Raw genomic sequence first — 15,327 nt, forward strand, 5'->3', positions numbered from 1 at the left:
TAGCATTACTGCTCAGATGTATTCCCAACTGAGTTTTCGCCCTTGGAGGCAAGCGACTCACCAGCAATCGCCGGCCATTAATCCTGGCTAGCATCGACCCCGACGAGGCGAGCCGCGGCGTTGCCGATCGGCATGTCGATGACCGTGATTGCGCCTTCGGCAAGGAAACGACGTTCGTTTCTGGTCAGCGTAGCCGAATCGATCACCGCAAAATGTGGGCCAGTGGAGCGCTTCATCATCTGTCTGGCATATGTGCGCAGCATCTGATCGTTGAAGCGACAGCCAACGAAGAAAAAGCCCCGGTTGACGCGCCGTTGCTTCACCACGTCCGGGATCGGCGTCTGGATATCAATTTCGGTTAGGACTTCGACGTAATCGGAATCAGCCACGAGGAAGTTTGCGGCCGGCCTGACGCTGCCGTGCGGCGCATAGAGCACCGTCCTTGCCACTTGTTCGGCGTCGAGTTCTGTTCCTGACAAATCGTAAGTTCTCGTCCAGATGTTACCAATTCCGGTCGCGCGCGTGGTTCCTTGTATCTCGACAACGTCTGTTTGGCCGGCCGCTGCAAGGGCTGCCCGCATGGCGCCATCGTACCAGCTGTCGATGATGACAGACAGTTGAAGGGTTGCGAGCCAGGCGTGAAGAACGGTCGGCTCGGCGGGGGCTGCGAATATCTCCGCCATCCACGCTTGAAGAGTCCGACGATGTCGGCGCTGCTCGATAAACTGCGCGACCGACCACATATTGGTGCGAATCCTGGAAGGGGCAGGCGCCCGCTTGTTGAGTGCCGCGGCGACATCTTCCGGGGTGCAAGGTACAGGTGATTCCGGCGCGCTAAGCTGCAGAAGACCAGGACCGAGATAGGGGATCACTCGATCGGCCTTGAGAGCGCCCTTCAGCAGGTCAATCAGCTTTTTGGCAAAACTGCCCCGGACGACGACGAGATGGTCCCAGCTCAGCATCGTGTTCATACGCGTTTCCTCTCCGCCACTGAACCCACCGGCATCAGGCCCCGTCGGAAATCTTCATCGCCTCGACCGTGATCGGCAAACGCGTATCGCGCGGAAGGTCGGGCAGCATGAGCCGCCAACCATTCCTGAGCGTCACGGTCCCGCCCCATAAGTCTGCGTTCTCAATCTCGGTGATCGGCTCTTCGAGATCCTTCTTGGGGACATAAGCCGACAAGCCAGTAGCGGTCCTGCGAATCATTACTTTCATCCGGCTGTTCCTCCGTTGGAAATGCCTTCAGCTCCGCAGGGAACCTCGACTTTGTCGAGGCTAATGAGTTCGCGCGCTCGCATGCCGACGACCGTGCCACGATCGATCCATTCGACCGCATAGATGAAGAATTGCTGGAGAAAGGTTCCAATGTCGCGCACGTAGCCTTCGTCGCCCTTCCGCACGAGGTTTTCGCCGATCTCCTTGCCGGGATAGGTTCCGTCGTTTTTTATGTGGCGTGTCGCACGGACCCGCTCACCCTGCATGAACCGTGGCGGTCTGCCGATTTCGACCTCCTGTTCGCGTCTGGACCACATGCTGTCCATTCCTTTCTCGAGGCTTTTGGTGTGGTCGCGGTTTGCAGGCGTCCTCGTGCGGCGAACCCGACCTTCGGTAGGAATCAAGCGGGAACGCAGGTTTTCGGTACCGGACAGACCGACACGCATTGCTGCGTATCGAAGGCCTCCTTGCATTCGGTGCACTTGTTTGGATCGATCACATAGGCGTCGCCCTTGAAATTGATCGCTTCCGAGGGACATTCGAACTCGCAGGCCCCGCATTGGGTACATTGGGATGCGATGATCTTGAAAGCCATTCTAACTCCTGGTTATCGGACGAGACGGCTCAGGCCGTCGCCGCTAGTGGTCTGATCCCAAACTCGGCCGCGTAAAGTGCGCTGACTGCGGTCTCGATATAGTCATGGGCATAGGCGTCGGTTGCGCGCAGTCCAGCTCGCGAGAGTTGTTCCTTCGGGCGATTTCCGATCTTGGCGCATAGCACTATGTGTATGCCTTCCAGCGCAGCGATGACGCCCTCGAGGATGGCGTCTTCGCCCCCGCCTCCGAGGCAATACCGCTCGACCTTCCGATGCCCGACCAAGCTGATCCCTCTAGGCGAGACTTCATAAACTTGGAATTCCTTCGCGTGGCCGAAGTGTTCGTTGACGCGTCCACCTCCCTTAGTGGCCACCGCAACCAGAAGCGACTTTTCGGAGTCTGTTGCCTTGACCATACCGATGGCTTCGCTCCTCGCCGCCTCATGATCACGGCGCTCGTGTGCGACCACCTGCCGATAGGCCTGACGCTTGCCAGCCTCGTAGGTGACACCGTCGGGAATCCCGTCCAGCGTGAATTCCTGGCCACGATCTTCACCGAGCAGGCCGACAGCATCTGCCCGGCACTGCCGGCAGTGGCGCATCAACTTGGCGCCACCTTCAAGTCGATCCTGAAGAGCCATCATCTCCATTGCCGTTGGGCCGCGCTGCCCGATGAGTCCGTAGTGGGTGCCGTGCGCCGGGTCCGAAATCAGAGGCATCACGTTGTGCAGGAACGCGCCCCGCTCCTTCACCATTTCGTTCACCTCAAACAGGTGCTGGTCGTTCACTCCAGGAATCATCACCGAGTTGATTTTGGTGAGGATGCCGCGCGCGCTCAGCATCTCCAGGCCCAGCATCTGCCGCGCGTGCAAGATTCGAGCCGCTTCGATGCCGAAGTAGCGGCGATTTTCATAAAAGATCCAAGGATAGATCTTTGCGCCGACTTCCGGGTCGACCATGTTGATGGTGATCGTCACGTGATCAACATTCATTTCGGCAAGCTCGGCGACATGGTCCGGCAGCACGAGCCCGTTGGTGGAGACACACAGCTTTATGTCGGGAATTTCCCTGATGACGCGGTCGAACGTTGCCTTCGTTTTCTCCCAATCGTAACAGGCATCCCCCGGCCCAGCGATGCCAAGAACCGAAAGCTGCGGAACTTCGTTGGCAACCGCGATGACCTTGCGTAGCGCTTGGTCGGGCGTCAGCTTCTCAGACACAACGCCAGGCCGGCTCTCGTTGGCGCAATCGTATTTGCGATTGCAGTAGTTGCACTGGACATTGCAAGCCGGCGCGACCGCCACATGCATACGCGCGAAATAGTGATGCGCTTCCTCCGAAAAGCAGGGGTGATCCTTGATCTTGTCCCAAATAGCCGGATCCACATCGCCCGGGCTGGTCGGCGACGAGCCGTAGGAGGACGGTGCGCAGCCACCGGATTTCGCGGCTGCCAGAAAACCCTCGGATGTCGTGCTGGTCGGCCCCTCAATCGAAACTGTCGGTGAGGACATCAAACGGCTCCGTTGCTGGTAACGTCGCGGTTCAAGGTGCAAGAGCCATACCAACTTAAAAAAGCGGCTTCAGTTCACTATTTGGGTCGATGTCGGATTGTGTGAGGCCGGCGCGACACAATTTTGTCCTGCTTGCGACAGTGCAAGTCCAAATCCGTTCAGAAGCACAAAGCACTCCTTGTCGCGCAGAGGGCGCGCAAGACCACTGGCCTGACGATTGGCTCATCAGGCTCTTAGAATTTCCTTCACCTCGATACTATGCCGGCGTATCGCCTAGCCGACTTGTCGCGGCGTGAGGCGGAGAATTCGAGCCGCATTAGCCTGAACCCAGCCGGCCTTCTCCATTGTGTCGATCAGCCGGTCACGCTCCGTCCGTCGCGGTCCCAGCGCCGGTCCGGCCGTATCGTTAGAATCGCAACCGGCTATCTCGTGTTCAGGGGCGCCGATGCGCCTAACCGGCTTCGTGCTGGGCCGTGAGAGCTCGTCGATGCCATTGCCACGTTCCGAAAGATTGGTTCCTTCCAGAGGAGAACGCGCAAGTGTGGCTGTTCTTTACACGCTAGTTCTCCAGCTCGCGGACGTTGCCGCGGAAATAGCATTGCGAGATCAGCTCAACTGCCGACGGCGTAAAGCCATGGTTCTCCATATTTCAAAAGTAAGCGCTGTGTCCTTCCAGGAGTGCCCGCGATCTGTGGGCCTGCCGATTCTGAGGTGGATCGGAGATCGGCTTGTGTCTGAACTTGAACTTTACGATTGACCCTGAGCGGCAGCCTCGCGTTTCAAGGTGATCAACGGCGCTGTTAGTCGGCAGGCATTGGTCGATGGACGACAAGGGACGGAGTCATCGCCGAGACCCTGGGGCCGAACGTGGTGATCTCGGAGGTTGCCCGGCGCTACGGGCTGCGGCCGCGGCGGAACGCTCGCAAGCTTGCGACGTCGGCAGGACAGGCCACTCCCGCCTTTGTTCCGGTGGTGGTTTCGGTGGCGCCACCGGAACGACCCGTTGGGCCTACATCCGTGCACCAGAACTCAAGGCCGCGGCCTGAGAATCGGCCGCCGCTCACCCTTTACTTGGTTCCTCAGCCGACAGCGCTAAGAAGGAGAGCAACTTCCGTCGGTGCGAGGATCATTGCGTCGTGGCCAGTGGCGAGTTCCTGCCACGCCCAGCCATCCTGCTTCGCGACCCATTCTCGCGCTCCCGCCATCGGCGGGTGGAGTGGATTAGTGCAGACGACATAGGTTCGGGGCCTGCCGTTGCCGAGCGGGTGCTCGAGCTTAAGTCCGCTTTCGTAGGTGCCTGCCGGATGCGGTGTTATCCGGCGCCGCACCCAGTCCGTGAGCGAGTGTCCCTCGGGAATGCCGAATGCTGTTGGCGGCGGAGTCGGCATGAAGATACCCCGTCCTTCCTCCGCAACCAATTTTCGACGGGCGGCGACGATGTCGGGGGGCATGGTGCTGAATACACTTTGACCGCTCTCGACGATGGCGCCGTCGAGATAAACGAGATGGCTGATATGGTCGGGTATCCGGTCGGCGGCGCCGGTGATGCTGATGCCGCCTAGACTGTGACCGACAAGGATCACATCGCTCAGCTCTTCCGTCACAATGTGGTTGACGATGTCGGTCACGAATGTGTCGGGCGTGATGTCCTTGCACAGCAAATGTGCGCGTTCGCCGACACCTGTCTGGGTCGGCGTGGTCACGTGGTATCCCATCTTGCGAAGATTGGCGGCCACGTCCCGCCAACACCATCCGCCATGCCAGGCACCATGCACTAGCACATACGTCTTTGTCATGGGTTGTGCCGTTCCACTTGCTCACCGGCCGTTGTGGCTGCCATCCGGCACGATGGCCGGACGTTGTCCCAAAGGGGCTCGACCACGTGACCGGTGGTAAGTCCGGCGCACAGGGCACCGCCGTGGCCTGAGGACACCGCTAACGAGTCGAGGAAATTTGAATTGCGAAAGGCCAATATTCACTAGCTCTTTGCAAGTGGATGGAGAGGCTCATGGTGTGCCGCAGTTGCTCGCTGCCGGCATGCTCTTGGCACGGTCCCGGCTGATCATCCGAACTTGAACAGGACACCAAAGCCGCCGCGCGGATAGTTCCACTCGATGTCGCCGCCTTTCTCGCACAATATCCGGCAGGTGCCGCATTCCATGCAGCCGTCGGCGGTGATCTCGACTTGACCCTTGTCATTCAACTCATAGCATTTCGCTGGACAGACGTAGGTCAACGCAAGCAAGTTCGCGCTTGGCTTGTCGTGCGGTCGCACTATAATATGGGGGCGGCCGGAATCGACCAGATAGCGGTTCTGGTAAAGCTTGTCCTCGACACGAACCTTCGTCACTGCGATCGTCATCTTGTACCCTCTTCAGCGCCATGCCAATGCCAGGCGGACCGCGTCGCTGACCAACCCCCAGCGCGAGCGCGCGTTGATGAAGGCGGCCGTGGTGTTCTTTTCCTTCTCGATCTTCGGCGTGCCGTCGACACGCATGAAGTTCTGAGCGGCATGCGACATCAACCGCGGATAGCTGTCAAAAAAGTTGCTGGAATTGGTGTGGAGTAAGGCTGGCATGTCCTTGTATTTCTTAAGATCCTTGATCACAAAGGAGTCATCCAGCATCGTCTTGTAGAGCGCAAGGTTCGCTTTGGTCATAGGACCGTTGCGGCTTTTGACTTTGATGATCGCCTCAGCCGCGACACGACCCGAGGTCATGGCAAGGTTCGAACCCTCACGGTGAATGGCATTGTTCAGTTGCGCTGCGTCGCCGACGATGACCCAACCGTCGCCGAAGAGCTGCGGAATGGCCCTGTAACCACCTTCGGGGATAAGATGGGCGGCATATTCTTTCACCTCCGAGCCAGCGATCAGCGGCCGGATCGAAGGATGGTTTTTCATCGCATCTAGGAGGGCGGACGGGCTCTCCATCGTCGCGGCGAAATCCGAGACCAGGCAGCCGATGCCGAGTGAAATCGACTCCTTGTTGGTGTAAAGGAAGCCGAGCCCGGCCATGCTGCGAGAGATCGTGCCCACGGCCTCGATTACGCAGCCTTCATCGCCCTTGACACCGAACCGCTGGCCAATGACCTCTTCGGGCAAGAAATGCATTTCCTTGACGGCAAGCGCCACGGTCTCCGGCTTCGGCATCTCGCGCAGGCCTGCGCGAGTGCCAAGCAATCCCGACACCCCTTCTGCGAGAACGACCACATTCGCGAAGACCACTCCGCCAGCCCGGTCTGTGCGGACGCCGATCACCTTGCCATTGCCATCACGGACGAGTTCCGTCGCGGTCGTCTCACACAGGACCGTCGCGCCAGCCTCGCGCACCTTGCGGGAAAACCATTTGTCGAACTGGGCGCGGATGATCGTGTAGCGGTTGGGTTTCGCCTCATTGAAGTCGTCCGACCGGTAATGAATTCCGGTGTGAGACGTGTCGTCCATCACCCAAAGTCGCTGTTCGACCAGGTGCCGCTCGAGGGGCGCATCATCCCGGAAGTCCGGGATGATCTTCTCCAGCATGTTCGCGTACATTATGGCACCCTGGACGTTCTTAGAGCCCGGATATTCCCCGCGCTCCAACTGCAGTACCTTCAGCCCCTGGCTTGCCAAAGTGTAAGCAGCTGCGTTTCCGGACATGCCGGCTCCGACCACAATGGCATCGAATTGTTCAATCATGTCCTCTCCCTCAACTCGCAAGCTTGTCTCGACTGTGCGGCGACAGCCGCCGGGTGAAGGCTTCCGTCAGTGCGGGCAGGAAGCGGATTGCATCCGTGACGATCCCGAGGTGGGCGAACTCGAAAATCGGCGCGTTCGGATCGGTGTTGATCGCGACGATGAGATCGGCCCCCTCGACCCCAACTCGGTGCTGGATGGCGCCGGAAATTCCGGCCGCGATGTAAAGCTTCGGTCGAATGGTCTTGCCAGTTTGGCCAATCTGCCGATCAGCCGGCATCCAGCCCTTCTGGACCAAGGGGCGCGAACAGCCATGCTCGGCGCCGATCGCTCGCGCAAGTTTCTTCACAAGCTGAAGGTTCTCCGCCGCGCCGAGACCGAGGCCTCCCGCAACCACGACATCCGCATAGGCAAGATTTGCCATTGCCGACTGGTTATCCGGCAGGAAGCCGAGGACTTTGGTGACGATATCGTCCTCAACGAGCGACAGCTTGTGCCGCATGACACGCCCGACCGGCTTATCCACCCGCTGCGGCATAGGCATGACCCTTGGTCGCACCGTCGCCATTTGCGGCCGGTAGTTTAGTGTATAGATCGTACACAACAACGAGCCACCAAAAGTCGGACGGGTCGCGGCGAGTGAACCGTCGGAATCTACATCAAGTTCTGTGCAGTCGGCCGTGAGCCCCGTCTGCAGGGTCGTCGCTACCGAGCCCGCAAGATCCCTGCCCAGTGTGGTCGCGCCGAGAAGGAGGATTTCGGGTTTATGGGTATTGACCAGATCCGTGAGCGCCTTGGCGAACGGCTCGTTCCGGTAGTCGGCGAGCGGCGGCGCATCGACGATGTAGACAAGATCCGCCCCGTAAGCGAAGGCCTCGGCAACAGCGTCCTCGACCATCTCGCCCGGCGGTCCCAGCACGACGCCCGCGAGCTGGACTTCAAGCTTGTCGGCTAATTTGCGGCCTTCACCCAGCAGTTCGAATGATACAGGATGCACATTGCCGCGTTCGAGCTCGAGGAAGACCCACACGTGCCGGTAGTCTTTGAAACGGTCGGGAAGTTCTTTCTTTACACCGGAACGGCCGGGGGCGAGGCGAGGGGTAGCTTGGCTTGCGGTCGACATTTTCTGCTCCTGGCCGTCACGTGCCGCTGTTGAAGGCCAACTCATGTTCCAGCGCCGGCCGGCGGGTTAAGATATTGGCGATGAGTTCATCGGCGATGTCCTGCAAGCACTTTTCCGCGGTGTCGATCTGCGCCGCGCTTTCTGCCCGTGCGGTGGGGGCGAAAACACGCTTGACGACTGTCGGCGAGCCACGCAGACCGCACCGGGTGAGATCATCAATGCCGGCGTCGGCTGCAGTCCACTTCACGACTTGGCTGCGCGCCGCGCAAAGAGCCTGCTGGAGCGAGCCCCGGCGGATTTCGTTGGTGTCTTCCAGCATGGTAATGAGGCAAGGGAGTCTGCTCTTCAGCAACTGGGTGCCGCCTTCGGCGCGACGCGCGACTTCGATCTCGCGCGTTTTGAGATCGATGGAGGCAATCTTCGCGACATAGGTAAGTTGCGATAGATCCAGGCGCTTGGCTATGCCGGGTCCGACCTGGGCGGTATCGCCGTCAATCGTCTGCTTGCCGGTGAAGACGATGTCCGGCCTGCCGAAAGTCTCCCCAATTTTTGCGATTGCTTGCGAAAGAGCAAAGGAGGTCGCCAGCGTATCGGATCCGGCAAAATAGCGGTCCGTCAAGAGAACTGCTCGGTCAGCACCGTAACCGAGCGCCTTTCGCAGCGAGTCCTCCGCCATGGGCGGACCCATTGTGAGCACAGTAACCTCGCCACCATGAACGTCGCGCAGTTTGAGCGCTTCTTCGAGGGCGAACAGGTCGTAAGGATTGATGATGGTCGGCACACCCTGACGCATGATCGTGTTCGTCACCGGGTGGACGCGGATCTGTGCCGAATCCGGCACCTGCTTGATGCAGATTACGATGTGCATTGGCGATTTCTCTAAGCTCCCAGTCCGGATGCGTGCTTGGCGGTTCACCTCATGCCTGCATCGTTCATGCCAAGTCTTCTTCCTGCCTCTATTCCAGAAGGTGGCTTCGTTTGCTTCCGAGGAGGCGTCATGAGGACTGGATTTGTCGACTTCTCGACATTGTCGCGCCGCAGCCGTGTCGGGCTCATTACTTTCCGAACCGCTTCAGTGCAGAGTCGAGAGGGACGAAGGCGCGGCCAGGTGCGGCACATATGTTTGGATCGTGGTCCCTTAGCACCTTGAACACACGTTGCGTGAGCGGCGAGGAAGTCGCGAAATCTTCGTAGGCGTGTTCCAGCTTGGCGCGTACCCGCGCGGCGATTACCTGGTCAGGCAGACCGGAGAAATCTTCTTCGGCAAGGTATTGGCCCACGCGCTTCATGATATGGAGCCGCGAGACATTCATCACTTTCGGGTCGTAGGAGACGCCAAGGCAGGCGAAGAAGTCCTCCGCAGCCGACAGCCCCTTCAGTCGCGCCAGGATATCGGTGGGATCGATCGGGCGGCTGTCAGCGGAGCAGTTCATTGTATTCTCCCGGCACGAAATTGTGGTGTCGATGCGTTGGTGACATTGCTGACGGCGTGCCGACCTCTGGCACGGGGGCTGGGCAAGAGACTTGGCGATCTCAAGCTTTTCTGAAGTGGTGAAGGCGACCCCGGGTTTGACCGCTCTCCATTGCGCAGGGTCGTCACGTTGAGGAAGACCTCACGGCTCGTCGGCTATTGTGCCGCTCGGACCCGGGCCGGAATGAAGCTGTTCTGCACCTCGCCCGCACAGTCCAGCACTGGGAACGGCCCGTAGCTTCTCGGTGATCGCAGGCAGGACCTCAAGCACGCGGTCTACGTCATCTTCGCCGTTGTCACGCGACAAGGAGAAGCGGACTGCCCCACATGCCGCGTTCATAGCGATCAGAACATGGCTCGGTTCCAGTGAGCCAGAGGCACAGGCGGACCCGGCGGAACAGGCGATTCCCAGCCGGCTCAGGACAATTGGGATTGCATCGCCTTCGATACCTTCGAATCCAATGTTTGCAGTGTTTGGCAATCGCTCTTGCGGATCGCCGTTGATGGATGTGTTTGGGATGCGCTGGATGATCCCCTTCTCAAGGCGGTCGCGCAACCATTTTATTCGTTTTGTCTCGTCCATGAATTTCAAGGCGAGTTCGGCCGCCATGCCCAGTCCGACTATGCCGGGTGTGTTTTCAGTGCCTGCACGCCGGTCGCGCTCTTGGTGCCCACCCTTGATCATGGAGGAGAAGCGCACGCCACGTCTTACATAAAGCGCGCCTATCCCCTTTGGACCATGCAGCTTGTGGGCGGAGAGCGACAGCATGTCGATCGCGGTCGATTTCAGCTCAATCGGAAGCCTTCCGACCGCCTGCACTGCATCAGTGTGGAAAAGCGCGCCGACTTCCCTGGCTAGATCGGCAAGCTCAACCACGGGAAAGATCGTACCGGTCTCATTGTTCGCCCACATTATCGAGACGATTGCCACTTGTGGGGTGAGGGCGGTTCTGTAGGCGTCCAGGTCGAGCCGGCCGTGGTGATCGACTGGGATAATGTGCACCTTGACGCCGCGCGTCTTTTCAAGGTGCGCGCACAACTTCAGAACGGCCGGATGTTCAACCGCGGAAGTCACTATTTCCGTTCGGCCGGGCATCACCTCCAGCGCCGAAAGGATGGCTGTACTGTCGCTTTCAGTCCCGCCCGAGGTGAAGATGATCTCGTCCTCGAATCCCGCGCCGATGAGGGCTTGCAACTGTTGCCTCGCCTTTCTCACGGCTTCAGCAACCGATGCGCCATAGGCGTGCATGGACGAATGATTGCCAAATTGCTCCGTAAAGAAAGGCAACATCGCTCCAACGACTGCAGGATCAACCCGCGTCGTTGCGTTGTTGTCGAGATAGACAGGGCTCATGGGAGTGATCCTTCAACTGCTGAAATGATTCAAGGGTAGGCGGGCCATTGAACCTCTGGCGCATATCGTATCTGGTAAGGTGGGCGGCCGGGCGAGCGATGGCTTGGCTGACCGGTCGCTGTCGACATTGCCCTTTGGTGGCGGCATCCGCCGGGAATTCAGCTGTTTCGGGCAATTTTGTTTGCTTGCCCACGGCAACGATCGATGATCGCGATTTGGCGCATCACCGAACGCAATTGTTCCGGGCCGACAGTGCGTGTCGGCCGGTTCCAGAGCGCCGGCGGTTACCGGTTCGACGCAGTATTCCTTGGCGTCGCTATAGTCGAACATAGCCTGTTCCCTCGCAATCATTTGCAGGACTTGCCGCAGCCGCACGTCTCACGCGCATTGGGGTTATCGAAAACAAAGCCGGATGTTTCGAGCCCTGTGACGAAGTCGACGGTCATGCCGGCGGCATGGGGTTGGGAGCCTCTATCCATGAACACCTTGAGCCCATCTCGCTCGATGATCGCATCGCCCTCACGTGAGACGCTCTCCAGGCCCATTGAGTATTGGAAGCCGGCGCAGCCGCCGGCATGGACCATGATGCGAAATCCTTCCGTCGGCTCGCTGGCGCGGTAAAGAGCGGCCTTGATGGCGGCAACAGCGTTGTCGGTGAGCGTAATCATGGCTCGATTTCTCCTCGGTCCGTGACGTTTCGCGGATCATCTCGCATGGACCGTGCCAAAGGGAAGACGTGTGTAAAAACGGCAGGACATCCCGACGTCTCTTATGCTCGATTGCGGGGGAGACGTCCGACAACCGACACTTACTGTCGGGTTTGTCGCGTCCGCGTCACAGGAGGGGCGCCTGAGTTCGCGATGCACTCACGCGTAAAGCAATGAACAGAGCCAAAGATGTTCAGAGCTTGCCGCGGAGCAACTGGCACGACTGTTGCGGCGGCAAAATTGCCGGCCGATTCACCTTTGGGTTGCCCTCGCAATCGAAGAACGAAGGAAAGCAATATGTCGCTCCTCCCTCAGACCCGCCTTGTGTGGGAAAGCAGCACCGCCGGTGGAACCCGAATGCTCGATCGGCCGATTGGCGCCGACCACCCAACAATCGCTCTCTACCGGCGATTGGCCGCTGACCGCCCGGAGACAGGATTCGACTGGCGTGTGCCTGACGATCAATCGCGTCCGCCGTGCACACCCCTGAGGCCCTTTTTTCGACCGATCGTCAAAAGAAGAACGGGGCGGGGGTAAAAACATGGATCAGCGCAAGAAGCGGTCGCCCAACGAAATCCGGCGTGCGTGGGAAGTCTGTCCGAACATTCCCGCGCGTGATTTCGCCGCCCAATTGGCCATTTCGGAAGCGGAACTGGTCGCGGCCCATTGCGGTTTCGGCGCGGCACGCATCGACCCGCGCGTCAATCACCTTCTGACGGGCCTCGAATTCGTGGGCGAAGTGACGGCGCTGACCCGCAATCAAGGTGCCGTGCACGAAAAGATTGGCGTCTTCAACAGAGTGATAACCGGCAACAATCACGCCATGGTCCTGGGTGACGAATTCGACCTTCGCGTCTTCCCGCAGGCTTGGAGGTATGGTTTCGCTGTTGAAAGGCGCCATCGCGGCGGAATCCAGCGCAGTTTGCAATTCTTCGACGCCACCGGCGCAGCAGTGCATAAGGTGCATCTCAGGCCGGTCTCCAACCTTCATGCCTATCGAAAGCTGGTGGCCGAGCTCGTATCCGCCAACCAGGAGCCGACCATGTCGCTTAAGGCGAGAGTAGCCGACCTGGGCGCGAGGACTGCGGACTGGGCCGGCACGGTGGACGACCTACGCGAGCACTGGAGCCGGCTGACTGACGTCAACCTTCTGAAGACGCTCAAGCTCAGCCGCTGCCAGGCTTTGCGCATGGTCGGCCAGGATTACGCTTGGCTGCTCGACAATGCTGCAGTTGGCGCCGTGCTCCAGCGTGCGGCCGAAGACGAATTGCCGATCATGTGCTTCGTCGGCAACCGAGGTTCTATCCAGACCCATTCCGGCTTAATCAAGTCGGTCAAGCAGATCGGGCCGTGCATCCATGTGCTGGACGAAACGTTCCGGCTGCATCTCAGGACCCACCAAATCCGTGAGGTTTGGGCCGTGCGCAAGCCGACCAATGACAGTCACGTCACCTCGCTCGAAGCATATGGGTCCGACGGCAAGATCATCATCCAGTTGTTCGGTGCGCGCAAGGAAGGCGAACGCGAGCGTGACGACTGGCGGGTTCTGGCGGAAAACCTGCCTCGTTTCCCCGACAGCTACATGAGAAAAGACCGATCGTTGTCGGTGGGACGCCGGCGCCCATCTGCCTCCGCAGCCAGTAGCCGGGCATTGAAGCCGAGATCGGGAACACGATGACGCAATAAGCGCGCTGTATTATCGTAACGCGATGAGCAGGTAGCAATTTGGCGCTGCCCCATCGAAAGCATGGTTACGACGAAGCCGCGGCCTTTGGGCCGAGCTCAGAGGTGACAATAGCGTTAACGCCGTCGACCGTCGTCACTCCCCACCAGGCGGTCAGGTTTTGCGGTTCGGGCCGAGCAGAAGTACTGTCACGACCGCGAGGAACGTGGCAACCGCGCTGTAGACAAAGACACTGGCAATGCCCGTGTGATCCACCAATAGGCCACCGAAAGCTGTGCCGGCTGCGATGGGCACTTGGAAGGCTATGACCATCAGTACACCAGCGCTCTCGGCCTGTTCCGGAGCGACGCGCAGCACCATCCAGGTCTGCAATCCGACCGGGACTGCGCCAAAAGCAAAGCCCCATACGGTAACTGCAATTGCCGAGATCAAGGCCGATGCTCCCATCGTCAGGAGCGAGACAGCGGCTACGGCAATGAGCAGGGGCGGCAGGGCCGCGACTGCCTTGAGACTGTGTTTGGTGAGGAATGCGCCCGCTAAATTGCCGAACACGCCGGCCATGCCAGAAGCAAGGAACACGAGCGGGATCAACTCCTTGTCGAGCGGAGGAACGCGCTCGAGAAAGTCGCGGATGTAGGCGAAGCCGGCAAAATGGCCGGAAGCGACCAACAGCACGACTAGCAGCGCAACCTTCATCGTCGGATTCTTCGCGACATCCAGCGGACTGCGGAATCTGCGCACTTCGATCGGAGGCAGTGGCGGAATGGTTACGAGTTGCACGAGCAGCGCAACGGCACTCACGATTGCGGCGACCTTGAACGAGGCTCGCCATCCCCAAATGTCACCGACATAAGCGCCGATTGGAGCCGCGCAGACGGACGCGACAGAAACGCCGGTGAGGATGATCGACATGGCGCGCGGCATGAGGTGACTTGGAACCAGCCGCATTGCCAACGCTGCCGAAATTGACCAAAAACCACCGAGCGATATGCCGAGGACGACGCGTGCCGCCAGCAAAACCGGCAGCGACCCCGCAACCTCCGCCAGAACGTTCGACAGGATCAGCAGGAGCGTCATCGCCCAGATGACGACCCTGCGGTCCAGACGCTTTGTCACGATGGCCATTATCGGTGCCGAGATCGCCGCGACGATTGCGGTCGCTGTTAGCGCCTGTCCAGCCGTGCCCGTGGTGATACGGAGATCATGCGCGAGCGGTGTCAGAACGCTGGCGGGCAGAAACTCTGCCGTCACAAGCCCGAAGGTGCCGAAGGAAAGCGAAATGATGGCACCCCATGCGGGGCCAGACCGTTGATAGGGACTTTCTGGGTCAAGCCGATCTCGGTCGAACAAAGCCGCGTCCACTAAATCTGTCGCCGATTCGGTCAAGAATGAGTTCTCCAGCTAGGAGCTGTTGCAGCAGGGGTGGCTACATCGCCGGGGATCAAAGCCGCTAGACCTTCCGGCGGCGGCCAGTCGGCATCAGTCGAGGCCTCGGCGCCCGAAGCATCCGAGGCCTCATCGGAGGGCCGACGGACACAACCGTCGACAATGCGGGAGAGTTCTCGGCGCGGTCGCATCGATCGCATCCGTCGAAGTGCGGCCTGTTCACTGCGAACCAAGCAAGCCGAACGCGGTGTCCTCGATCGAGGCCTTGATGGGGGGATGATCGACGATCTCTATATTGCTTTGAAGCAGGAAGTTCCGTCGCCATATGCGGTTATCCTGGCAGCCAGAATTGAGCGGTCGTCGCAAGCACCAAGGCGGTCGCAATGAGTGCAACGAGGCGGAAGTCTGATCGATGGCTGCGGTTCGATGGCCGCGCGATCGACAAAATTGAGGTGATGAGTTATCCCTTTTGAAGCCGTTGCTCCCAATTCTGGGATAAGGTAATTGCAGGCGGTCCCGGCAACGTCGGGCGGCCTTCTTGGTGATTGAATTCATGGGACGACACTCTCGGTCCGTGACGCGTCTGCGAATGACTGCGCAAG

General features: G+C 59.6%; 15 protein-coding genes and 2 pseudogenes. 1 reads left to right on the forward strand and 16 read right to left on the reverse strand.

The features are described from left to right. Positions 1-77: 77 nt before the first annotated feature. The 15 genes and pseudogenes from EOA79_RS00520 to EOA79_RS00590 all read right to left on the reverse strand — a co-directional run bounded on the left by EOA79_RS00520 (position 78) and on the right by EOA79_RS00590 (position 11,616). On the reverse strand, positions 78-971 hold the full coding sequence (locus EOA79_RS00520) for an SIR2 family protein (protein WP_128292680.1): 894 nt from the start codon (positions 969-971) through the stop codon (positions 78-80). Between the two features lie 34 nt (positions 972-1,005). Next, complete coding sequence (gene nifT, locus EOA79_RS00525) at positions 1,006-1,218, reverse strand: putative nitrogen fixation protein NifT (protein WP_024505230.1); 213 nt, start codon at positions 1,216-1,218, stop codon at positions 1,006-1,008. Continuing rightward, on the reverse strand, positions 1,215-1,535 hold the full coding sequence (locus tag EOA79_RS00530; protein ID WP_029356589.1) for a nitrogen fixation protein NifZ: 321 nt from the start codon (positions 1,533-1,535) through the stop codon (positions 1,215-1,217). Before EOA79_RS00530 ends, nifT begins: the two co-directional genes overlap by 4 nt. Before the next feature lie 83 nt (positions 1,536-1,618). Continuing rightward, positions 1,619-1,813 (reverse strand): 4Fe-4S binding protein, encoded by a 195-nt coding sequence (locus tag EOA79_RS00535; protein ID WP_029356587.1) that lies wholly within the window; start codon positions 1,811-1,813, stop codon positions 1,619-1,621. 29 nt (positions 1,814-1,842) lie between these two features. Then, on the reverse strand, positions 1,843-3,324 hold the full coding sequence (gene nifB / locus EOA79_RS00540; RefSeq protein ID WP_128292681.1) for a nitrogenase cofactor biosynthesis protein NifB: 1,482 nt from the start codon (positions 3,322-3,324) through the stop codon (positions 1,843-1,845). Between the two features lie 273 nt (positions 3,325-3,597). Next, positions 3,598-3,955 (reverse strand): annotated as a pseudogene (locus EOA79_RS00545) (helix-turn-helix domain-containing protein); the annotation flags it as partial. A gap of 448 nt (positions 3,956-4,403) precedes the next feature. After that, the gene (locus EOA79_RS00550; RefSeq protein WP_126038023.1) at positions 4,404-5,120 is read right to left on the reverse strand and encodes an alpha/beta fold hydrolase; all 717 of its coding nucleotides are present in this window, start codon (positions 5,118-5,120) and stop codon (positions 4,404-4,406) included. Positions 5,121-5,386: 266 nt separating this feature from the next. After that, positions 5,387-5,686 (reverse strand): ferredoxin family protein, encoded by a 300-nt coding sequence (locus tag EOA79_RS00555; RefSeq protein ID WP_024505235.1) that lies wholly within the window; start codon positions 5,684-5,686, stop codon positions 5,387-5,389. A 12-nt stretch (positions 5,687-5,698) separates the two neighbouring features. Next, positions 5,699-7,003 carry an FAD-binding protein gene (locus tag EOA79_RS00560; protein WP_024505236.1) on the reverse strand — a complete coding sequence of 435 codons (1,305 nt, stop codon included), beginning with the start codon at positions 7,001-7,003 and terminating at the stop codon, positions 5,699-5,701. Positions 7,004-7,013: 10 nt separating this feature from the next. Next, positions 7,014-8,123: an electron transfer flavoprotein subunit alpha/FixB family protein gene (locus EOA79_RS00565; protein WP_029356578.1), complete on the reverse strand. Its 1,110-nt coding sequence runs from the start codon at positions 8,121-8,123 to the stop codon at positions 7,014-7,016. Between the two features lie 16 nt (positions 8,124-8,139). After that, a complete protein-coding gene (locus tag EOA79_RS00570) occupies positions 8,140-8,991 on the reverse strand; it encodes an electron transfer flavoprotein subunit beta/FixA family protein (RefSeq protein ID WP_029356576.1) in 852 nt (283 codons plus the stop codon). 187 nt (positions 8,992-9,178) lie between these two features. Further along, positions 9,179-9,556 (reverse strand): nitrogenase stabilizing/protective protein NifW, encoded by a 378-nt coding sequence (gene nifW, locus EOA79_RS00575; protein WP_128292683.1) that lies wholly within the window; start codon positions 9,554-9,556, stop codon positions 9,179-9,181. 180 nt (positions 9,557-9,736) lie between these two features. Further along, a complete protein-coding gene (nifS, locus tag EOA79_RS00580) occupies positions 9,737-10,948 on the reverse strand; it encodes a cysteine desulfurase NifS (protein ID WP_128292685.1) in 1,212 nt (403 codons plus the stop codon). A 12-nt stretch (positions 10,949-10,960) separates the two neighbouring features. After that, positions 10,961-11,278, reverse strand: a complete 318-nt coding sequence (locus EOA79_RS00585) for a hypothetical protein (RefSeq protein ID WP_128234971.1) — start codon at positions 11,276-11,278, stop codon at positions 10,961-10,963. A gap of 17 nt (positions 11,279-11,295) precedes the next feature. Further along, on the reverse strand, positions 11,296-11,616 hold the full coding sequence (locus EOA79_RS00590; RefSeq protein WP_128292686.1) for an iron-sulfur cluster assembly accessory protein: 321 nt from the start codon (positions 11,614-11,616) through the stop codon (positions 11,296-11,298). A 580-nt stretch (positions 11,617-12,196) separates the two neighbouring features. Between EOA79_RS00590 and EOA79_RS00595 the strand changes: the two are divergent. Beyond that, positions 12,197-13,228: pseudogene (locus EOA79_RS00595) on the forward strand (ChuX/HutX family heme-like substrate-binding protein); the annotation flags it as partial. Between the two features lie 264 nt (positions 13,229-13,492). Here the strand turns inward: EOA79_RS00595 and EOA79_RS00600 are convergent. After that, positions 13,493-14,725 carry an MFS transporter gene (locus tag EOA79_RS00600; RefSeq protein ID WP_128234974.1) on the reverse strand — a complete coding sequence of 411 codons (1,233 nt, stop codon included), beginning with the start codon at positions 14,723-14,725 and terminating at the stop codon, positions 13,493-13,495. Between the last annotated feature and the right edge of the window lie 602 nt (positions 14,726-15,327).

Origin of the sequence: Mesorhizobium sp. M1A.F.Ca.IN.020.03.2.1 (assembly GCF_004023205.1) — a bacterium.
In the GTDB taxonomy this organism is placed as follows: Bacteria; Pseudomonadota; Alphaproteobacteria; order Rhizobiales; family Rhizobiaceae; genus Mesorhizobium.